This is a genomic window from Marinobacter nanhaiticus D15-8W, assembly GCF_036511935.1.
Lineage (GTDB): Bacteria > Pseudomonadota > Gammaproteobacteria > Pseudomonadales > Oleiphilaceae > Marinobacter_A > Marinobacter_A nanhaiticus.
This window is the reverse complement of the sequence record NZ_AP028878.1, coordinates 3,301,876-3,322,733: the sequence shown is the minus strand read 5'-3', so window position 1 is coordinate 3,322,733 and position 20,858 is coordinate 3,301,876. Positions and strand designations below refer to the sequence as shown.

Annotated in this window: 20 protein-coding genes; 15 read left to right on the top strand and 5 right to left on the bottom strand. The window is 59.7% G+C overall.

Annotated features, from left to right (window positions below; translation table 11 throughout):
• Window positions 1-10 precede the first annotated feature (10 nt).
• The gene (gene flhB / locus RE428_RS14730) at window positions 11-1,147 is read left to right on the top strand and encodes a flagellar biosynthesis protein FlhB (protein ID WP_004582815.1); all 1,137 of its coding nucleotides are present in this window, start codon (window positions 11-13) and stop codon (window positions 1,145-1,147) included.
• A gap of 13 nt (window positions 1,148-1,160) precedes the next feature.
• Here flhB and RE428_RS14725 read toward each other — a convergent pair whose 3' ends face one another.
• The 3 genes from RE428_RS14725 to upp form a co-directional block, all read right to left on the bottom strand.
• Window positions 1,161-2,012 carry a class I SAM-dependent methyltransferase gene (locus tag RE428_RS14725; protein WP_004582816.1) on the bottom strand — a complete coding sequence of 284 codons (852 nt, stop codon included), beginning with the start codon at window positions 2,010-2,012 and terminating at the stop codon, window positions 1,161-1,163.
• Window positions 2,013-2,100: 88 nt separating this feature from the next.
• A complete protein-coding gene (locus RE428_RS14720; protein ID WP_004582817.1) occupies window positions 2,101-3,369 on the bottom strand; it encodes a uracil-xanthine permease family protein in 1,269 nt (422 codons plus the stop codon).
• Window positions 3,370-3,371: 2 nt separating this feature from the next.
• Entirely contained in the window at window positions 3,372-4,010 is a 639-nt protein-coding gene (gene upp, locus RE428_RS14715) for a uracil phosphoribosyltransferase (RefSeq protein ID WP_004582818.1), read from the bottom strand.
• A 382-nt stretch (window positions 4,011-4,392) separates the two neighbouring features.
• On the opposite strand from upp, the gene flhA reads away from it, so the two are divergent.
• The 14 genes from flhA (at window position 4,393) to RE428_RS14645 (ending at window position 19,032) form a co-directional block, all read left to right on the top strand.
• On the top strand, window positions 4,393-6,492 hold the full coding sequence (gene flhA, locus RE428_RS14710) for a flagellar biosynthesis protein FlhA (protein WP_406564741.1): 2,100 nt from the start codon (window positions 4,393-4,395) through the stop codon (window positions 6,490-6,492).
• Window positions 6,493-6,549: 57 nt separating this feature from the next.
• Window positions 6,550-7,815 (top strand): flagellar biosynthesis GTPase FlhF, encoded by a 1,266-nt coding sequence (gene flhF, locus RE428_RS14705; protein WP_004582820.1) that lies wholly within the window; start codon window positions 6,550-6,552, stop codon window positions 7,813-7,815.
• A 100-nt stretch (window positions 7,816-7,915) separates the two neighbouring features.
• Window positions 7,916-8,728 (top strand): MinD/ParA family protein, encoded by an 813-nt coding sequence (locus tag RE428_RS14700; protein ID WP_040883703.1) that lies wholly within the window; start codon window positions 7,916-7,918, stop codon window positions 8,726-8,728.
• Window positions 8,729-8,817: 89 nt separating this feature from the next.
• Window positions 8,818-9,555, top strand: a complete 738-nt coding sequence (locus tag RE428_RS14695; RefSeq protein WP_004582822.1) for an RNA polymerase sigma factor FliA — start codon at window positions 8,818-8,820, stop codon at window positions 9,553-9,555.
• A gap of 225 nt (window positions 9,556-9,780) precedes the next feature.
• The gene (cheY, locus tag RE428_RS14690) at window positions 9,781-10,167 is read left to right on the top strand and encodes a chemotaxis response regulator CheY (RefSeq protein ID WP_004582823.1); all 387 of its coding nucleotides are present in this window, start codon (window positions 9,781-9,783) and stop codon (window positions 10,165-10,167) included.
• A 16-nt stretch (window positions 10,168-10,183) separates the two neighbouring features.
• Window positions 10,184-10,969 carry a protein phosphatase CheZ gene (locus tag RE428_RS14685; RefSeq protein WP_004582824.1) on the top strand — a complete coding sequence of 262 codons (786 nt, stop codon included), beginning with the start codon at window positions 10,184-10,186 and terminating at the stop codon, window positions 10,967-10,969.
• Window positions 10,970-10,982: 13 nt separating this feature from the next.
• On the top strand, window positions 10,983-13,229 hold the full coding sequence (locus RE428_RS14680) for a chemotaxis protein CheA (protein WP_004582825.1): 2,247 nt from the start codon (window positions 10,983-10,985) through the stop codon (window positions 13,227-13,229).
• A gap of 42 nt (window positions 13,230-13,271) precedes the next feature.
• Window positions 13,272-14,399, top strand: a complete 1,128-nt coding sequence (locus RE428_RS14675) for a protein-glutamate methylesterase/protein-glutamine glutaminase (RefSeq protein WP_004582826.1) — start codon at window positions 13,272-13,274, stop codon at window positions 14,397-14,399.
• Complete coding sequence (locus RE428_RS14670) at window positions 14,399-15,139, top strand: flagellar motor protein (RefSeq protein ID WP_004582827.1); 741 nt, start codon at window positions 14,399-14,401, stop codon at window positions 15,137-15,139. The genes RE428_RS14675 and RE428_RS14670 overlap by 1 nt, the downstream gene beginning before the upstream one ends.
• A 17-nt stretch (window positions 15,140-15,156) precedes the next feature.
• Entirely contained in the window at window positions 15,157-15,939 is a 783-nt protein-coding gene (gene motD / locus RE428_RS14665) for a flagellar motor protein MotD (RefSeq protein ID WP_004582828.1), read from the top strand.
• 249 nt (window positions 15,940-16,188) lie between these two features.
• Window positions 16,189-16,971: a ParA family protein gene (locus RE428_RS14660; protein ID WP_004582829.1), complete on the top strand. Its 783-nt coding sequence runs from the start codon at window positions 16,189-16,191 to the stop codon at window positions 16,969-16,971.
• Between the two features lie 49 nt (window positions 16,972-17,020).
• Window positions 17,021-17,911, top strand: a complete 891-nt coding sequence (locus tag RE428_RS14655) for a chemotaxis protein CheW (protein ID WP_004582830.1) — start codon at window positions 17,021-17,023, stop codon at window positions 17,909-17,911.
• Window positions 17,912-18,064: 153 nt separating this feature from the next.
• Window positions 18,065-18,553: a chemotaxis protein CheW gene (locus RE428_RS14650; protein ID WP_004582831.1), complete on the top strand. Its 489-nt coding sequence runs from the start codon at window positions 18,065-18,067 to the stop codon at window positions 18,551-18,553.
• 77 nt (window positions 18,554-18,630) lie between these two features.
• Complete coding sequence (locus RE428_RS14645; protein ID WP_004582832.1) at window positions 18,631-19,032, top strand: DUF2802 domain-containing protein; 402 nt, start codon at window positions 18,631-18,633, stop codon at window positions 19,030-19,032.
• Here the strand turns inward: RE428_RS14645 and RE428_RS14640 are convergent.
• Together RE428_RS14640 and fliK are read right to left on the bottom strand one after the other, a co-directional pair.
• The gene (locus RE428_RS14640) at window positions 19,020-19,364 is read right to left on the bottom strand and encodes an EscU/YscU/HrcU family type III secretion system export apparatus switch protein (protein WP_004582833.1); all 345 of its coding nucleotides are present in this window, start codon (window positions 19,362-19,364) and stop codon (window positions 19,020-19,022) included. The two genes, RE428_RS14645 and RE428_RS14640, sit on opposite strands and share 13 nt — an antisense overlap.
• Window positions 19,361-20,692, bottom strand: a complete 1,332-nt coding sequence (gene fliK / locus RE428_RS14635; protein ID WP_004582834.1) for a flagellar hook-length control protein FliK — start codon at window positions 20,690-20,692, stop codon at window positions 19,361-19,363. The genes RE428_RS14640 and fliK overlap by 4 nt, the downstream gene beginning before the upstream one ends.
• Between the last annotated feature and the right edge of the window lie 166 nt (window positions 20,693-20,858).

Genomic DNA, 20,858 nt, shown 5'->3' with positions numbered 1-20,858 from the left:
CTGGACGTTTATGGCTGAAGACGACGATAGCAGTCAGGAGAAAACCGAAGAGGCCACCCCCCGAAGGCTTGAGAAAGCGCGGGAAGAGGGGCAGACCGCCCGTTCACGTGAATTGGCCACGATGGCTGTGCTGATGGCGGGGGCCGCAGGTTTGCTGATTTTTGGCTCCAGCCTTGGCGCATCCCTTGAAGCGATTATGCGTAGTAGCTTCGAGCTCGATCGAATGGCCGCTTTTGACACCAACCAGATGGGATTGCTGCTCGGCGCCGCTGCCGGAGAGGCGGCCTGGGCCCTGGCACCTATCCTGGTGCTGTTATTGATTGCCGCCATCGCCGGTCCGATCGGCGTGGGCGGTCTGCTGTTCAGCGGAAAGGCGGTGGCGCCGAAGTTGAGTCGCATGGACCCGATCAAGGGTCTCAAGCGCATGTTCTCCGTGCGTTCGCTAATAGAGCTGATTAAATCGATCGCCAAGGTCGCGCTGGTGATGCTGATCGCCCTCCTCATTCTCGACGTGCGCACCGAGGACCTGCTCGCCCTTGCCGATGAACCCGCGGTCCCGGCGATGGAGCACGTGGTCTGGACGGTCGCCTGGAGCTTTTTCTTCATGTCCTGTGCCATGATCGCCATCGCGGCCATCGACGTGCCTTTCCAGATCTACGATCACCACAAGAAGCTGCGTATGACCAAGCAGGAGGTCAAGGACGAGTTCAAGGACACGGAAGGTAAGCCGGAGGTCAAGGGCAGGATCCGCCAACTGCAGCGGGAGATGGCCCAGCGCCGGATGATGCAGGATGTTCCCACGGCGGACGTGGTCATTACCAACCCAGAGCATTACGCGGTAGCCCTGAAATACGACCAGAAGGCCATGGCCGCGCCTGTAGTCGTCGCCAAGGGCGCTGACCAGGTGGCATTCAAGATCATGGAAATCGCCCGTGAGCACAAGGTGGATGTATTGCGCACGCCACCCCTGACCCGGGCCGTCTACCACAACACCGAGATTGGCGGTGAGATTCCCCACGGTCTCTACGTGGCTATTGCCCAGGTGTTGGCTTATCTCTACCAGTTGCGTCGCTATCGCAAGGGGCAGGGCGAAAGACCTGGTATGCCGAATTTCCCCATTCCCAGCGATTTGCGTCGCGACGGCTAGTTTGCGATTTCTGCTAGATTCTTGCGTTCAGAATGCGAACGAGGGGATTCCCACGGCTTTGAGGGATCGGCAAGTATCCGTAATAGTCTTGCGGATTCTCCGAATCCACATCCTTGAACCCCATCCTCGCCAAGTATTCGGCCGCCTCTTCCCCGTTGCGAAAGTGAAAGCTCACCTGGGCATGGGTCATGGCGCCAAGTGTCTGACGCAGCATGTTGAGGCCGCCGCCGATAACGCCATTTGGCGGCTGCAGGTAGGTCTCGGAGATGTAGCGTGAACCGGGGCATGGAGAAAGGGTGCTGGCCAGCCGCCGCCAGAAACGGCTGATATCGTCGAGGCTAAAATAACTGGTCAGGCCTTCGGTGATGACCAGCAGTGGGCGCTTGGTGTCGAGTTGCTCATCGATAACCGTTTCCAGGCTTAGCGGCCCCGAGTCGGCAAAGATATCCAGGGGCCGGACCTGGTGGTGCTCCCCCAGAAAACCACGACTGGCCAGGAAGGCCGCCTTGCGCGTCGCCATGGCAGGCAGATCGGCCTCGACTATTCTCAGGTGCGGAAAATGTCGGCGCAGTCGTATACCGCGCGGCGAGAGGCCGCAGGCAATCTCCAATACCTGGTCTACGCCGTCGTTTTGTACCGCGTCTTCGATCAGGTGATCGATGATGAGATGACGCTGGAGCAGGAAGGTGCGCACGCTGCCACCTGCGACGATGCGGCTTATACCTTCAAAAGGGCTTAGCAGGCTGTACAGGGCCTGTCCGGACGCAGGAATCAATCCTTCCTCGGACAGACCATGCCGTTGCCAGACCGCGCCTGTATACAGGGCAGTAAAACTAATGCCGGAGCTGTCGATCGACGAGGCCATAGGAGTCTCCTGGTGGGTTCAGCACAGTGACCATGGGTCCAGAAAATTGACTCCTGGACCTTGGGTTCCTTAGCCTCAGGAGTATTGCCTATTCTGGCGCAGAGGCCTGTTGTTGCGGAATGGTCGGATCGCCCCAGGCGGCCTGGCTGCCGGGCAATATCAGGTTCAGACCAATTGCGACCAAGCCGCAAAGCGCAATCCCTTCCACCTGTCCGATCACCATGCCGCCAATCCCGAACACCAGCGTAACGCCGGCAATCACCAGGTTGCGGGGCTCCGACAGGTCCACATGATGGCGAATCAGCGTGTTCAGGCCGACAACGGCAATGGAGCCGAACAGCAGGCATAGGATGCCACCCATGACCGGCACCGGGATGGTCTGCAAGGCAGCGCCGAATTTCCCGATAAAGGCGAGGGCAATGGCCACGACCGCGGCCCAGATCATGATGCGCGGGTTGAAGTTGCGGGTCAGCATGACCGCGCCGGTCACTTCCGAATAAGTGGTGTTGGGCGGGCCGCCGAGCAACGCAGCAGCACTGGTGGCGACGCCATCCCCCAGCAGGGTGCGGTGCAAACCGGGCTTCTTGAGATAGTCCTTGCGCGTCACGGTGCCGATCGCCAGGATATCGCCGATGTGCTCCACGGCCGGGGCAATGGCGACGGGAATCATGAACAGGATCGCGCCCCAGCCGAATTCCGGCGCGACGAAGTTGGGCAGACCCAGCCATACGGCTTCACGGATCGGTGTGAGGTCGACAATGCCGACAACGGCCGACAGCACGTAGCCGACCAGCACGCCGAACATGATCGGAATGAGCCGGAAGATCCCTGTGGTGAACACCGAAAAGATGATGGTGGTCGCAAGTGAAGCCATGGCGATCCATATGGCGGTCGTGTAGGGCACCAGCTGGGCGCTGCCATCACCGGCTTTACCCATGGCCATATTGACCGCAACCGGCGCCAGGCTCAGGCCAATCACCATAATGACGGGCCCGATGACCACCGGTGGTAGCAATCGATTAAGGAAGCCGGTGCCGCGCCATTTCACCAGCCCGCTGAGAATCATGTAGAGGACGCCGGCGGCGACGAGGCCACCCAGGGTCTGTTCAAGTCCGAATTTGGCCTTGGCGGCGATGATCGGAGCGATGAACGCGAAGGATGAGGCCAGGAATATAGGGATCTGGCCTCCGGTGATGATCTGGAACAGCAATGTGCCGATACCCGCCGTGAACAGGGCCACGTTGGGATCCATCCCCGTAATCAGGGGCATGAGCACCAGGGCGCCGAAGGCGACCAGCAACATCTGGGCGCCGGCCAGGGCCTGGCGCCATACCGGTTCGTTCGGGGTGCTTTGCATATTCAGTGATCCTTTTGCTTGGTGCCGAAAATCTTGTCGCCGGCATCACCGAGGCCGGGCAGGATGTAACCTTTCTCGTTGAGTCGCTCATCGATCGAGGCTGTGTAGATAGAGACGTCCGGGTGTGCTTCCTGGACTTTCTGGATACCTTCCGGTGCGGCCACCAGCACCAGGGCACGGATTTCGGTGCTACCTGCTTTTTTGAGCAAGTCGATGGTGGAAATGAGCGAGCCGCCTGTCGCGAGCATCGGGTCGACGATCATGGCCAGGCGCTGGTCGAGTTCGCCCACCAGTTTTTCCAGGTAGGTGCTGGCTTCCAGGGTTTCTTCGTTCCGTACCTGGCCAACCACGCTCACCCGTGCACCGGGGATCAGGGTCAATACCCCTTCCAGCATCCCCATGCCCGCACGCAGGATGGGTACGATGGTGACCTTCTTGCCACTTAGGCGTTCCACTTCAACCGGCCCGGCCCAGCCTTCTATGGTGTGTTTTTCCAGAACAAAATCCTGGGTGGCTTCATAGGTCAGCAGGGCGGCGACTTCCTGGGCCAGTTCACGAAAATTCTTGGTACTGATATCGGAACGGCGCATCAGGCCGAGTTTATGGCGGATCAGGGGGTGCTTCACCTCATGGACGGGCATGGCTCACCTATATCGTCAGGTTGTTCGATCGTAAGGTTATCCGGTCGTCGGATTATTCGGGGTTGGAGGGCTCGACGTGGTCCAGTCCTGAGGCGAGCGCCACAGGTCTTTACGGGGCCTCCAAAATGCCGACAAGGATACCTTACTTGAGGCGTCCAGTCAGTCAGGGATACCCCGGCAACGCCCTGTTTTTGCAGATTTCACATCATTGGTATGGTTATTGCGCTATCCCACCCAGATACCGTCGTGCCGTCAAAAAAACGACATCACGGCACCAGAGTTAACACGCTCACGTGGAGATCTTCGGGTAGTGGATAGAGCGCTGGTCCTCAACAACGTCAAATCCCTGACAAACGGCAACCTGGGTATTCCGGTCCTGCTGATGGCCTTGCTGGGCATGATGATACTGCCCATGCCGGTCTTCCTGCTGGACGTGTTGTTTACCTTCAACATCACGCTGTCTATCGTCATCCTGCTGGTGTGTGTGTATGCCATGCGGCCGATGGAGTTTGCCGCGTTCCCCACGGTTTTGCTGGTGGCGACGCTGTTGCGCCTTGCCTTGAACGTGGCATCGACCCGGATTGTCCTGCTCAACGGTCACGAAGGCGGTGCCGCCGCCGGTAAGGTGATCGAATCGTTCGGTGAGGTGCTGATCGGCGGTAACTACGCCGTGGGTCTGGTGGTGTTTGCCATCCTGATGATCATCAACTTCATGGTTGTGACCAAAGGTGCCGGCCGTGTTTCCGAAGTCAGCGCCCGCTTTACCCTCGACGCCATGCCAGGCAAGCAGATGGCCATCGATGCCGACCTGAACGCCGGGCTGATCAACCAGGACGAGGCCAAGGCGCGCCGTTCCGAGATTGCCCAGGAGGCGGACTTCTACGGCTCCATGGACGGTGCCAGTAAATTCGTGAAGGGCGACGCGATCGCCGGTCTGCTGATTCTCTTTATCAACATTATCGGTGGTGTGGTCATCGGTATGCTCCAGCACCAGCTGGCCTTCGGCGATGCCATGCGCAGCTATGCGCTGCTGACCATCGGTGACGGCCTGGTGGCGCAGATTCCGTCGCTGCTGCTCTCCACCTCCGCTGCGATCATGGTCACCCGTGTCACCACCAGCCAGGACATGGGGCAGCAGATCCTGTCCCAGATGTTTACCGCGCCGCGTGCGTTGGGCATTGCCGCCGCCATCCTGATCATTCTTGGCCTTATCCCCGGTATGCCGCATGTGGCCTTCCTGGGACTGGGTTCAATTGCCGGCGGTCTGGCGTACTACATCTGGAAGCGTCAGCAGCAAGTGGAAGAGGACGAGAGCGTGTTCCCGGCACGGGGCAGTGGAGCGCCTCGCTCGGCACCGGCAGCGGGTCCGCAGCCGGGTGGCGACACTGGCGGCAAGGCCTTGCCGGGACCGACCGAATCGAAGGAATTGGGCTGGGACGATGTAGCCACGGTGGATATCGTCGGCCTGGAAGTGGGTTACCGCCTGATCCCGCTGGTGGATCGTTCCCAGGGCGGACAGTTGCTGACCCGGATCAAGGGCGTGCGTAAGAAGCTGTCCCAGGATCTCGGCTTTCTCATGCCGTCGGTCCACATCCGCGACAACCTGGACCTGATGCCCAACGTCTATCGCATCACCCTGATGGGCGTGACGATCGCCGAGGCGGAGATCCATCCGGATCGTGAACTGGCCATCGACCCGGGTCAGGTTTTTGGCAAGGTCGAAGGGATCGACGGCAAGGATCCGGCGTTCGGTCTGGAGGCCGTCTGGATCGAGCCGGAAAAGAAGGATCAGGCACAAACCCTGGGCTACACGGTTGTCGACTCCAGCACGGTGGTCGCGACCCATCTCAACCAGATCCTGCAGAAACATGCTCATGAGCTGATCGGCCACGAGGAAGTGCAGAAGTGGCTGGAGCAACTGGAAAAGATGTCCCCCAAGCTGGCGGAGGAGCTGGTGCCGAATACCATTTCCATCAGCCTGTTGCTGAAGGTGCTCCAGAGCCTGCTGAAAGAGGAAGTGCCGGTCCGCGATATGCGTTCCATCGCCGAGGCCATCGTCAACGTCCAGCCCAAGACCCAGGATGCCCGCGCACTGACGACGGCAGCCCGTCAGGCCCTGCGCCGGATGATTGTCCAGAGCATCTGTGGCAACGAAGCCGAGATCCCGGTGATTACCCTGGATCCGGAGTTGGAACAGATGTTGCTAAAGTCCATGCAGCAGAGTCAACAATCCGGCGGTCAGGACGATATCGGCCTGGTGCTGGAGCCGAACATGGTGGAAAGGCTCCAGCGATCCCTGCAGGACGCGGCCCAGCGTCAGGAGATGATGGGCAAGCCGGCGATCCTGTTGGTTTCCGGACCGCTGCGCCACGTCATGGCCCGATTCGTCAGCTATGGGGTGGAACGCCTGCATGTCCTGGCCTACCAGGAAGTGCCGGATAACAAACAGATTACGATTGTAGCGTCGGTCGGTCAGCAATAGGCCGCCGACAGCAGCAACAGGTCCCGATCGAGTCGGCGCCAGTGGAGGTAAGTCATCATGAAGGTAAAACGGTTCTTTGCACCGACCATGTCGCAAGCGCTAAAGATGGTTCGGCTCGAGATGGGCGATGACGCGGTCATCCTGTCCAATCGTCGCGTTGATGACGGTGTCGAAATCGTGACGGCCCTCGACTACGACGAGAATATGGCGCGCCAGCGTTTGGGCAATGCGGCGGTTGAGGCGACCAACGGCGCACGCCTGGCTGAGATGCAGGCTGACCAGCACCGTCGCCTGGAGGAAGAGCTCGGTCGTTCCCGTCAGCGTATTCGTGAGATTCGCGAGCGTCGTTCACCTCAGCCGGCGCCTGAACCCAAGGTGGCGACCGTTGCGGCGGCACCGAGCCAGGACCCGACCCACGCCGCGTTGGAAGCCATGCGTGCCGAGATCCACTCCCTGCGGGATATGGTTAATGGCCGCCAGGGCGATGCTGCGCCTGTTGTGAAGACCTCTGCACCGGAAGTAGACGCAAGCCATCAGCGACTGACGGAACGCCTGGAAGAATTCGGTCTGTCCAGTCAGCTGGCGGGGACCCTGGCCCGAAGTTCCGGCTCGGGTCGTCTCGAAGAAGGCTGGAAAAAGTCACTGCGAACCCTGGCAGCCGGTGTGCGTACCCAGGACCAGGAAATCGTGGAGCAGGGTGGTATCGTAGCCTTGGTGGGTCCGACAGGCTCCGGTAAGACCACAACCATCGGTAAGATGGCCGCGCGTTATGTGTTGCGCCACGGCGCAGATTCCCTGGCGCTGGTGACCACCGACCGCTACCGTGTCGCTGCCCATGAACAACTGTTCGTGTTTGGCCGTATCCTTAACGTGCCGGTACGCGTCGTTGACGAAAGCCACACCCTGGACCAGATCCTTGACGATCTCTCGGACAAGCGTTTGGTTCTGGTCGATACTGCCGGCCTGACCCATTCAGACCGCGGGCACCAGGAGCAGCTTGAGGAACTGGCGTCCAGCTATCATCCGATCAAGCCGTACCTGGTGCTGGCGGCAACCAGCCAGCCGCGCATTATGAAATCCACATGGCATTGCTATAAGATGGCCAAGCCTGCCGGGTGTATCATGACTAAGCTGGATGAGGCATTGACCCTCGGCGAAGTCCTGGGATTTGCCATGGAAACGGGGCTTCGGGTGGCCTACTACACGGATGGCCAGCGCATCCCTGAAGATATTCACCCGGCGCAGTCAGTGCCCCTGGTGCGACTGGGCGTAGAGCGGCTGCGTGAGGCTCGGGAGACGGCTATGGTTGCAGCAGGAGCCTGAATCAGGGAATCTTCGACAGTGTCGTATCGAGACCTTGAAAGGCTGGCTCATGGCCGGCAGTCAACAATCAACAATATCGTCGCGAGAGACCGTATCCGGCATGAGTAAACCACACCCGGTTCAGGTAATTGCCGTATCCGGCGGCAAGGGGGGCGTTGGCAAGAGCAACGTCTCAGTCAACCTGGCAATCGCCCTGGCCCAAATGGGGCGTCGTGTTGTCGTTCTGGACGCCGATCTGGGACTGGCCAACATCGACGTACTGCTGGGCATCACTGCGCATCACAACCTGGCTGACGTGCTGTCGGGCGAATGCGAGCTGCGGGAGGTCCTGGTGGATGGTCCTGGCGGCATCAAAATCGTGCCTGCCTCCTCCGGCACCCAGCGCATGACCCAGCTCACCGCTATGGAGCATGCGGGTCTGATCAATGCCTTCAGCGAGCTTGGCGATCAGATCGACGTACTGATCGTCGACACCGCGGCGGGGATTTCCGAGGGCGTCGTCAGTTTTCTCCGGGCCTCGCAGGAACTGTTGCTGGTAGTCTGCGACGAACCCACATCCATTACCGATTGCTACGCGCTCATCAAGCTGATGAACCGTGATTATGGCGTCAACCGTTTTCGCATCCTGGCCAACCAGGTCCGCAACGAGCAGGAAGGCAAGCATCTTTTCGGGAAGTTAACCCGCGTAACCGAGCGCTTCTTGGATGTTGCGCTACAATATGTGGGCATGGTTCCTTACGACGAAGCCGTCAAGAAAGCGGTACAGCGGCAGCGTGCCGTGCTCGATGCCTATCCGCGGGCCAAAGCGTCGCTAGCGATCAAGGCCTTGGCGCAGAAGGTCGACAACTGGCCGTTGCCGTCATCGCCCCGCGGTCACCTTGAATTCTTCGTCGAGCGTCTGGTGGAAGCCTGAGGCGTAACCGACTGACGGATTTGACGGTCATTTATTCTCTGGAGTCTCCGATAGAACCAAAGGCTCCCTGATTTGGGCAATCCGGATTCATGAAGTTGGCAAAAGGCCTGGGAATCTATCACCAAACCAGCGAACGCAAGGCCCATGACCTTGTCGAGCAGCATGCGCCGCTGGTTAAGAAAATCGCGCTGCATCTCCTGGCGCGTTTACCTGCCTCTGTGCAGCTGGAAGATCTCATGCAGGCCGGCATGATCGGGCTGCTGGAAGCTGCGCAGAAATACGAGGCGTCCAAGGGCGCATCGTTCGAAACCTACGCCGGTATCCGTATTCGGGGCGCCATCTTGGATGAGATCCGCAAGGGCGACTGGGTACCGCGTTCGGTTCACCGTAATTCCCGTCGTATCGCCCAGGCCATCAAGGCTGTAGAAGACCGGACCGGGCGCGAGGCCATCGACGCCGAGGTGGCTGACGAGCTAGACATGTCCCTTTCCGAATACCACGCCTGCCTGGCAGATTCTAACGGTGGCCGACTTTTTAGTCTCGATGAGCTAAATGAATCCGGCGAGGTGCCGATAAACGAAGAAGACGCTGTTCCTGATGCACCGTTCGAAGCGCTTTCGTCTGAAGGTTTCCGGCGCAGCCTGGCGGACGCGATCACCAGTTTGCCGGAGCGCGAGAAGCTGGTACTGAGTCTCTACTACCAGGAAGAGCTCAACCTGAAAGAGATCGGTGCAGTGATCGGCGTGAGCGAGAGTCGGGTCAGCCAGATCCATAGCCAGGCGGCGTTGCGCCTGAAAGCGCGGCTGAGCGGATGGCAGGCCGCCTGAGTAACCGGATCGCACACGCGTAACGTGCTCATACGTAAAGTGTAGTTTTTGGTAACGGGCGCTTTACAGATCGCGCCCAGCGGACAGAATAGGCAATGCTTCGAAAGTGCCAGGCTGGTGAAGTGCATCCGTGAGGTGGGAGGTGCCAGCTCCCATAGACGCACTACGCGGGTGGCCAGGGCCAAGAGTCGTTGCTATTCCCGGCATTAATGAGTGGAGGTCCAATTGGACAAGAACATGAAAATCCTGATCGTGGACGACTTTTCCACGATGCGGCGGATCATCAAGAATCTGCTTCGCGACCTGGGCTTTACCAATACCGACGAAGCGGATGATGGCAACACGGCGTTGCCGATGCTGAAAAGCGGCAAGTACGATTTCCTGGTGACCGACTGGAACATGCCCGGTATGTCCGGATTCGAGCTGTTACAGGCCGTTCGCGCCGACGACAGTCTTAAGAATCTACCGGTGCTTATGGTGACTGCGGAAGCCAAGCGCGACCAGATCGTTGCCGCGGCCCAGGCCGGGGTGAACGGTTACGTGGTTAAGCCGTTCACGGCGGCTGTCCTGAAGGAAAAGATCGAAAAAATCTTCGAACGTATCCAGTCCTGAGTATCAGAGCGCCATCATGGGCAATCCAAAGAACAACACCGGTAAGCTCGACCCTGAAGTCGTCGAGAAACTCCAGCTTCAGGCTGGGGAACTCAAGAATATGGTGGATGCCGGCGACTACGCGTCGGCGATGCGCCTGATCAATGATCTCAACGAGGTTCGCGACCAGAGCCTTTACCGGGAAGTGGGTCGTTTGACCCGAAGCCTCCACGAAGCGATCCGTAATTTCCAGATCGATCCGCAGAACGCAGAGCAGCAGGAAGCCCTGTCTAAGATGTCCGACGCCTCGGACCGCCTGACCTATGTCGTGCAGATGACCGGTAATGCGGCCAATCGCACCATGGACCTGGTGGAAGAGGCGATGCCCAAGGCCAACGCCATGCGCGAGCAGGCCCAGGCAATACGGGAGGAATGGCACAAGCTGCGCCGCCGCGAAATCGGACCGAGCGAGTTCCGGGAACTCTACCAGCGGATCGATAACTTTTTCGAACATACCGCCAACGATGCGGAGCTGCTCTATGGGCACCTCTCTGAAATCCTGCTGGCACAGGATTTCCAGGACCTGACAGGTCAGGTTATCCAGAAGGTGACCACGTTGGTCAAGGAAGTTGAAGAACACCTGCTGAGCCTTGTGGTCATGGCCAGCCATGTCGATCAGATCACCGGAACGGTCCACGAACTGGGCGAGATCAAGGAGAGTATCGAGAAAGGTGAAGGGCCCCAGATGCGCGCTCAAGAGCGCGAAGATGTCGTCTCAGGCCAGGATGATGTTGATGATCTCCTGTCTAGCCTTGGTTTTTGATTGAGGACACCGTATGGCGTTTGATGCTGACGAAGAGATTCTCCAGGATTTTCTGGTAGAGGCCGGTGAAATACTGGAAAAGTTGTCCGAGCAGTTGGTCGATCTCGAGCAGAACCCGGACGACAGCAATCTCCTGAATGCCATCTTCCGGGGTTTCCACACAGTTAAGGGCGGTGCGGGCTTCCTGCAACTTGAAGCCCTGGTCAACTGTTGTCACTCGGCGGAAAACGTCTTCGATACCCTGCGCAATCATAAGCGCCGGGTGGATTCGGAGCTGATGGACGTGGTTCTGGAAGCGTTGGACAACGTTAACTCGATGTTCGACCAGGTCCGTAACCGTGAAGAGCCGACGCCGGCCGATCCGGCCCTGATTGCGGCCCTTGACAAGCTCGCGCTGCCTCAGGGCGCGGATGAGCCTGTCGAAGAGGCGCCCGTCGAATCAGTGGAAGAGGCCCCTGAAACTGTCGAACGCCCGAAGGCTGATGACGGCGATATCACCGATGACGAGTTCGAGAAGCTCCTCGATGCCCTTGAAGGCGAAGATGATGGAAAGTCGGGCACGGCTGAGTCGTCTTCGGGTGATGATGAAATTTCCGACGACGAATTCGAGCAGTTGCTGGACAACCTCCATGGCAAGGGCCAGCACGGCGGTGCGCCACAGGCTGCTGCCGATGACAGCAGTGTTGGTGCCGCGAGCGGCGGCGACGACATCAGCGACGACGAATTTGAATCCCTGCTGGACGAGTTGCACGGCAAGGGTCAGTTCAAGGGTGCTGCTCCCGGCGCCGCTGACGAGAAATCGCCGGCACAAGGCAAGGGTGACAGTGCGCCGGCGGGTGGTGGCGACCTGATTTCGGACGATGAGTTCGAGTCCCTGCTCGATGAATTGCATGGTAAGGGCAAGGGCCCTGGCGAAGTTGACGGTGAGGTCAAGGCCGAAAAGCCCAAAGTCGAGCCAGTAAAGGCTGAACCCAAGCCTGAATCCGCGAAAGCGGAGAAGCCGGCAGCAAAGGCGCCCGCCGGGGCCAAGGACAGTAAGAAGGCCGAAGCGCCGGCTGCCGCGGCAGCTCCAGCCGTTCCGCCGCGGGATTCGACGCCGGCCGCGGAAACAACTGTTCGCGTCGACACCAAGCGCCTTGACGACATCATGAACATGGTAGGCGAGCTGGTACTGGTACGTAACCGGCTGGAACGTCTGGGTGCGTCTAGCGAAGACGAGCAATTGCAGAAAGCCGTGTCCAACCTGGATGTGGTGACCACCGACCTCCAGTCCGCCGTCATGCAGACCCGCATGCAGCCGATCAAGAAGGTATTCGGTCGTTTCCCACGGGTTGTCCGCGACCTCGCGCGTAGCCTGAAGAAAGAGATCAACCTGGTGATGCACGGCGAGGAAACGGACCTCGACAAGAACCTGGTCGAAGCCCTGTCCGATCCGTTGGTCCACCTGGTGCGTAACTCCGTCGACCACGGTATCGAAGCGCCGGACGTGCGCGAGAAGGCAGGTAAGCCCCGCGTGGGCAAGGTGACCCTTTCGGCGGAGCAGGAAGGCGATCATATCCTGCTGGTGATCGAGGATGACGGCGCCGGTATGGATCCGGACAAGCTGCGCCAAAAGGCCGTGGAGAAGGGGCTATACGATCAGGATGCGGCGGACCGGCTGACCAATACCGAGTGCTATAACCTGATCTTCGCCCCCGGCTTTTCCACCAAGGACCAGATTTCCGACGTGTCCGGTCGTGGCGTGGGCATGGATGTGGTCAAGACCAAGATCAGCCAGCTCAACGGCACGCTCCATGTGGAGTCTGAAAAGGGCAAGGGCTCGCGGATTATCATCAAGGTGCCACTGACCCTGGCCATTATGCCGACGCTGATGATCATGCTGGGTGATCAGTCCTTTGCACTGCCCCTGGTCAACGTGGTGGAAATCTTCCACCTGGACCTGACCAAGAAGAACATCGTCGATGGCCGCGAGTGCATCGTGGTGCGTGACAAGGTCTTCCCGCTGTTCCATATCAAGAACTGGCTCGTGCGGGGCGCCGGGGATCCTGAGCCGGAAAATGCTCATGTGGTCATCGTGGCGATGGGGACCAAGCGTGTCGGGTTCATCGTCGACCAGTTGGTCGGACAGGAAGAAGTCGTCATCAAGCCTTTGGGTCGGATGCTCCACGGTACGCCCGGGGTAGCTGGTGCAACGATTACTGGGGATGGTCGGATCGCGTTGATCATCGATGTCCCCAGTCTGTTGCAGCACTACGGATAACAAGAACACACGCAGACTTTACGAACGGATGGAGGCACATGCATGACGGTTTCAGTCCTGGTCGTTGATGACTCCGGTTTTTTTCGCAAGCGACTGACCGAAATCCTGAATGCCTCCGGAAACATAAAGGTCGTGGGCGCGGCGACCAATGGTCGCGAAGCGGTAGACATGGCGGACAAGTTGCGCCCGGACGTGATCACCATGGACTACGAGATGCCGATCATGGACGGCATCTCGGCAGTCAAGGAGATCATGAATCGCCGCCCGACGCCGGTGCTGATGTTCTCGTCGCTCACCTACGAAGGCGCCCGCGTTACCCTTGATGCGTTGGAAGCTGGCGCCGTCGACTTCCTGCCCAAGAACTTCGAGGAAATCGCACGGGACAACAGCCAGCTCCAGCGTATCCTGCGCGAGCGAATCCTGGACGTGGCTCGTAGCCGGCCCGGTGCGAGGCCCGCACCTGCGGTACCTTCCACTCCACCTCCAGCCCAGCCGGCGCGTCCGCAAACCCGCCCTGCGCCGCCGCAGCCAACGCCAGCAGAACGTCGCGCCGGAGCAGAGGTTGAGCCGCAGCGACCGTCCCGCAAGGCGCCCGCGCGCAATTTTGCCGTGGTCGGCATTGGTACATCCACTGGCGGTCCGATTGCGTTGCAGCGTGTATTGACACGATTACCGGGACGGTTTCCGGCGCCGATCGTGCTGGTGCAGCATATGCCGGCCAGTTTTACCCCGGCTTTCGCCGACCGCCTAAACAAACTATGCCAGATCGAAGTTCGCCAGGCTGAGGATGGCGACATGCTCAAGCCCGGACTGGCGCTGCTGGCGCCCGGCGGCAAGCAGATGATGATCGAGAACAAGGGGCCTCACGGCCGTGTACGTATCCTGCCCGGGGACGAGCGTCTGACCTACAAGCCCTGCGTGGACGTCACCTTTGGTTCGCTGGCGCGCAGCTTCCCGGGTAAGACTCTGGGCATCATCCTCACTGGCATGGGGGCGGACGGCAAAGAGGGTTGCCGTATGATGAAGCAGTCTGGCAGCGTGGTCTGGTCCCAAGACGAGAAATCCTCAGTGATCTACGGCATGCCCATGGCCGTGGCCAAGGCCGGTCTGAGCGACGAGATCCTGACACTGGAGGACATTGGTCCAAGGATGGTTGAGGGCGTCTGTTAATGGATATCCTCAGCTTATTGGGCATTATCCTGGCGTTCGCCGCCATCCTGGGCGGCAACGTCATGGAAGGCGGGGCGCTGGGGTCGTTATTCAATGGCCCCGCCGGCATCATCGTCGTCGGTGGTACCCTCGCCGCAACTATCCTCCAAACGTCCTGGCCCGTTATCAAGCGGGCCTTGCGCCAGTCCCGCTGGGTATTCATTCCGCCATACATCGGTCTGGAAGACGGCATCGACAAGGTCATCAACTGGAGCGTACGTGCACGTAAACAGGGGTTGCTCGGGCTGGAAGGGCTGGCTGAGCGCGAACCGGAACGTTTCGCACGCAAGGGGTTGCAACTGCTCGTGGACGGCGCTGAAACCGAGACCATCCGCAGTATCCTCGAGGTTGAGCTGGATTCCCGCGAACAAAGCGACCTGGAAGCCGCCCGGGTATTCGAGGCCATGGGTGGGTACGCGCCCACCATCGGTATTATCGGTGCGGTGATGGGCCTGATCCAGGTGATGACCAACCTGGAAGACCCGAGCACGCTGGGTGCCGGCATCGCGACAGCTTTCGTGGCCACCATTTACGGTGTAGCCCTGGCCAACCTGCTGTTCTTCCCCATGGCTAACAAGCTGCGCGGAATCGTGCGTCAGCGTTCCCGCTATGAGGATATGATGATCGACGGCATCATCGCCATTGCCGAAGGCGAAAACCCCCGTTCCATCGAGCTCCGCCTTCGGGGCTTCATTCAGTAGCAATCCGGGTACTGGCCATGCGACATCGGCGTCGAACGGAAGACGAGCTGCACAATCGCGAGCGCTGGCTGATCTCCTATGCGGATTTCATTACCCTGCTGTTCGGCTTTTTTGTCGTTATGTATTCCGTCTCTTCGGTCAACGAAGGGAAGTACAAGGTTCTTTCCGAAACCCTGACCGGTGTATTCAATGCCCCCCAGCGTTCTGTCGAACCGATTACCGTTGGCGATCGACTTTCCCGTCCGGATACGCCTGAAGACAGCCAGGTCATTGCGCCGCCGGTGGCCCAGGCTCCCGCCAATGATGTGGATGCGGAGCAGGGGCGCAGTCAGGCGCTGGAAACCATTGCCAACCAGTTCCAGGACAAGTTCGAGACCCTGATCAACCAGGGGCTGATTACTGTCGAAACCAACAATGAGTGGATCGAACTGAGTCTGCAGAACAGCCTGCTGTTCGGTTCAGGTAATGCCGAACCCCATTACGATGCCTTCCCGGTGGTAGAGTCCATCGCCGATATCCTGTCAGGCTACGACAACGCCATCCGCGTGGAGGGATTTACCGATAACCAGCCGATTCGTACAAGTGCCTATCCCTCCAACTGGGAGCTCTCTGCCGCCCGGGCGGCAGCCGTTGTCCGCCTGCTGGTCCAGAACGATGTCGAACCCCGACGCATGGCCGCTATCGGCTATGGTGAATACCAGCCGGTAGCCCGCAACGATACTTCCGAAGGCCGTAGCCGTAACCGTCGGGTGGTACTGCTAATTTCCCGTGAAGCGAGTATCCGCGGCGCTGTCCGCTAGCGCAGGCCCACGCCAACCCTTTGATATTGGCACAATATCTGTATCACTCCCTTAGGCGTCGGACTCAAGGCAAAATCTTGCCACTTTGGGACCGTCTTGAGCGACAGCTCGCGCCATCAAAATCCTGTTACCGAGCTCAAGTTTTCCGGCTAACTGTCGATACAAAAATAAATGTCATGGCAAACGCCGGTGCGGTCTAATCGGAGTCCGCAAAGCGTTTGCGATGTTTGTGAGTGGGAGAATCTCTGCGTGCGAGTTTGGGCGGTTGCCAACCAGAAAGGTGGTGTTGGAAAGACGACGTCAGTCGTTGCTTTGGGCGGGTTGCTGGCTGAATCCGGCAAACGTGTGCTGGTTGCCGACCTCGACCCCCACGGCTCGTTGACCAGTTGGTTCGGCTACGATCCGGATCGACTGGAGCACAGTGCCTTCGATCTCTTCCAGCACAAGGGCAAAGTGCCTGAAGGTCTGCCGGCGCAACTGTTGGTGGAAACCTCCTGCAAGGGAATGTCATTGCTGCCGGCGAGTACCGCATTGGCTACCCTCGAGCGCAAGATGGTGGGCGTCGAGGGCATGGGGTTGATTATCTCCAGGACGCTGGCACAGCTCTGGGATGACTTCGATTACGTGTTGCTGGATAACACGCCATCCCTTGGCGTACTCATGGTGAATGCGTTGGCCGCGTCGCAACGATTGGTGTTGCCGGTACAGACCGAGTTCCTGGCGATGAAGGGGCTTGAGCGTATGCTCAACACCCTGCAGATGATCATGCGGTCGCGTAACAATCCGCTGCCGTACACCATCGTGCCGACCCTTTTTGATCGCCGGACCCAGGCCTCGACGCAGAGCCTGAATGCCCTGCGCAAGACATACGGCGACGATGTCTGGCGCTTTGCGATCCCAGTGGATACCAAGTTCCGGGATGCCAGCGAAGCAGGGCTCGTGCCTTCGATGCACAGCCCCGACACCCATGGGGTTCGCGCCTATCGCCGCCTGCTGGACGATCTCCTGATCCAGACCGGCGGGCGGGAATGAATGGTTGCTTACTATACCGGCGCCGATTTGTTGACGCCTTGGTGATTTGATGGAAAGACACAGTCAAAAAACCGCATATGCGGATCCGACCTCGGCGCTCACCGACTATCTGGATGATTTGCTCCACGTAGCGACGACCACCGTGAGCGAGGAACCGAAGCCTGCCGTGGCTCAAGAGCCGGCGCCACCTGCGGCGGCGCCTGAAAACAAGGTGGATCTCGCAGAGAAGCAGGCCGAGCGGGAAGCCCGCAGGGCGCGTGTTCGTGCCGTGGCGGAGCGTGCGCGGGCACGTCGTGTAGAAAAAACGTCAGTGGCCGAGCAGCCGCAGGTACAGACCCGGGGCGCCGAAGCGCCGCTTACGCCGGCGCTGAGAGAAGAGTCGAAGGAGGCGCCGGAAGCGGCCATTACGCCGATAATAGAAACGACCCCTCAACCGGTCGCGACGCCGGAACCGGAACCACAGGCCCAAGGCCTCCCGGACTGGGCCGGTCATGCCTTCGAATGCCTGATCTTCAAGGTCGCGGGTCTCCAGTTGGCCGTACCGTTGGTGTTATTGGGTGCTATCCACCGGGTGGAGTCGGAGCTCCATGAAATCCCGGGGCGTCCGCCGTGGTTTATGGGCATGCTGTCATCCAGCGAGCGCAACCTGCGCGTGGTCGATACCGCAGAGTGGGTGATGGCCGGGCGCGTGCCGCAGGGCGCCCGCGAAGGATACAAGTTTGTGATCCGGCTGGACCAGAGTGACTGGGGGCTGGCCTGCGATGAGGTAGCCCAGTCCTTCACTCTCAGCCCGGACGACGTCAGATGGCGCTCCGAGCGTAGCCGTCGCCCATGGTTGGCGGGTACGGTGGTAGGGCACATGTGTGCGCTGCTGGATGTCAGCGCCATGACGCGGTTGCTTTCTCGCGCCGAGAAAGAACATAGGCTCGATCTTAGCTAGTCGGTCGAGCGTTGGAAAAATATTGAAAAATGATTGGTTGCCTAGGATGGCACGCTTTGTGCCCTGTTCTATAGTAAGGGGCAATCGTGTTGGAATTTTGACAGTGTCAATGCGGTGTCCCTGAAGGGGCGCCAGTACCAGAGAGAGGACATTATGGCTTCCCCAAGCGGACAACAGAGTCAGGGGCAGGAAGATAAGGTACTGCAGTACGTTACCTTCAGGCTTGATGACGAAACCTACGGCATCGACGTGATGCAGATTCAGGAAGTGCTGCGTTACACCGAGATCGCCCCGGTTCCCGGCGCACCGGATTACGTGCTGGGTATCATCAACCTGCGCGGCAATGTCGTAACGGTGATCGATACCCGCCGCCGGTTTGGCCTGGTGGATGCGGAAGTGACCGACGCGACCCGGATCGTGGTCATGGAGTCCTCACAGCAGGTGATGGGCATCCTGGTGGATTCGGTGGCCGAAGTGGTTTATCTGAAGTCCAGCGAAATCGAAACTGCACCCAACGTGGGGAACGAGGAAAGTGCCAAGTTCATTCACGGGGTGTGTAACAAGAATGGCGAACTCATCATCCTGGTTGAGTTCGACAAGATGCTGGCAGATCACGAGTGGGCGGAAATCGCCGCACTGTAGAGCCTGGACGCGGCCCCTCTAGCGAGGCAATGCCGCAACGCCCAGGGTGTGATGCTGCCGGCTCCGGAGACTGGAACATGGCAGACTGGCAAACGATTGCACCTTCAATGGCACCCTGGGCCCTTACTGTAGGCGTACTGATCCTTCTTGGCGTTCAGGCGGTACTGAGCCGACGCCGCATCCAGAAACTCGAGGCCCGCTTCCGCGACCGTTTGGAGATTATCGGGCGTGAACTGCACGCCACCAGCAGCGGTAGTATGGGGGTGGGGCAGAGGCTGATTGCCTGCGAGCGAAGCCTGCATGAACTGCGTACGTCGGTCGATGAGATGCGTCAGAACGATCCGCTGCGTATTTCCTACGATGAAGCCTCGCGTCTGGTGGATCTTGGCGCCGATATCGATGATCTGATGAACACCTGCGGTATTTCCCGCCCCGAGGCAGAACTGGTGTCGGCCCTGCGTCGTCGTCAGGTGGCTTGATCGTTCCCATCACCATTAGGATGCAGGGTGTCCGCTGGACGCCCGGCATCCTCCGGTGTCCTCCCTTGCAGATGGAAGGCGAATGAAAGGATCTCGGCAATGATCCGGTACAGGGTTTCCGGAATCTCTTCGTCCAGGTCGAGGCGCGCCAGGATGCCTGCCAGTTCGGCGTTCTCATATAGGGGAACGCCATTCTCCTTTGCAATGCGGATGATTTCACGGGCCAGTTCGTCCGTGCCGGTAGCGGCGACGGTCGGCGCCCGGCTACCGTCGTACTTCAATGCGACGGCGGCATCCCGGTTAAACGGTGGTTGCTGTTCGCTGCTATTCATGCCCTGATATCCACAAGTCGGTGATCCAGTTGGGTTTTTGCGCCCTGGGGCTGGCCGCGCCGACATTCCAGTTCCACCACGTCCAGCCCCAGCTCGCCCAGACGCTGCCGGAAGCCGGGCAAGGCCTCGTTAGCCTGGCGCAGGGTGGCACTCTTCTCTGCCCAGATGCGGGCTGACACCTGCTGCTTTTGCAGACCCATTTCAAAGGTGACGGCTCCGGCCGCGTCGAGGTCCATCGACAGGGTCAGCCGCCACTCGGCAACGTGACGCCGTCGGCGGTTATCCGCATTGTCCTCTCCGCCATGGCGTTCGATGCGCATCTGCGCTGTGCGCGGTTGGTTATGCGCATCCAGCCAGGGTAGTTCCAGCAACCACGTCGGCGTGGCCATTGGCGCATCCGCGGTGGTGCGGGTCGTCAGGGTCTGGCTGTGCAGCTGGTTGACGGTTATACGGTTCAGCATGCCTGCCAGCAGCCTCAACATCTGTCCGGTACCCATAGTCTCCTGGGGCGTTGTCGGCGCTTGCGTCGATGGCGGTTGCGGAAACTGCAGGGGAGACTGCACCAGGTCCTGACTGGTTAAGGGGGTGAGTCGGTTGAAAGCCTCGGGTTGATTGCCTTGGGCAGTCAGCAGCGAAGCGATGATGCGATTCAAGGCCAGTTTGAGGTCGGTCTGTGCGGCCTGCGGTGCCTGCGCCAGTCGGGCCTCGGCAAACAATCCGCTATCGCGGACCCAGGTCCGGAGCCCCTCGGCGGGGCTGCTATCCCCCGAGGAGTTCGCGAGCTTGCTTGCGGTGGGCAGTTGCTGGACCAACTGCTGTATGGCCTGCCGGACTGGCTCCGCTATCGGCGCTTTCGACGGTTGTTGCGGCGCTGTGCCGGAGGGTGCGTTCTGCAGGAGCCTGGCCAGTTGGGCCAGACCCTGGTCGAGTCGATGTTGCCAGGGCATGTGCTGCGCCAACTGTTGCGCAATCTGCGCCTGGGGTGTCGCCGGGGATTGGATCTGGCCCAGCAAGCGCAGCTCGTTGCCTGCCCGCATGATTTTCACCAGGTCGCCTGGCTGCAGGCGAGTATCGCTGTTCACCACGAGTGACTTGCCGCGCACTTCCAGCAACAGTTGCTCTGGTGCGGTCGCCGTCTTCTGCAGCACCTGGGCGACCCGCGCGAGCGTTTCCTGGTTTTGTCGCAGTTGCAACTGATCGAGGAGTTGGCGCGGGTTGAGTGCGGGCTGGGTGGTCGGCTTTGCATTCGTAGCCGACTGGCCGCTTGCCTTGCCAGCCTGGCCCTTATCCGATGTGGGGATGGATTGTCCGGGTACCGGTATCTTCATGACTTGCCCGTTCGTAGGCCTTTTATACATCCATGGGGCAGTGTACCCCCCGGCTCCCTCCAAGGTTACGCTATTCGAGGCATGGTTGTGTAATCGCAGGGTATGAGCGGCGGCTGTAGCCCATGCGATCTCGCCGTTCATGGTGGTTGTTAAAAGGGGAAATGGT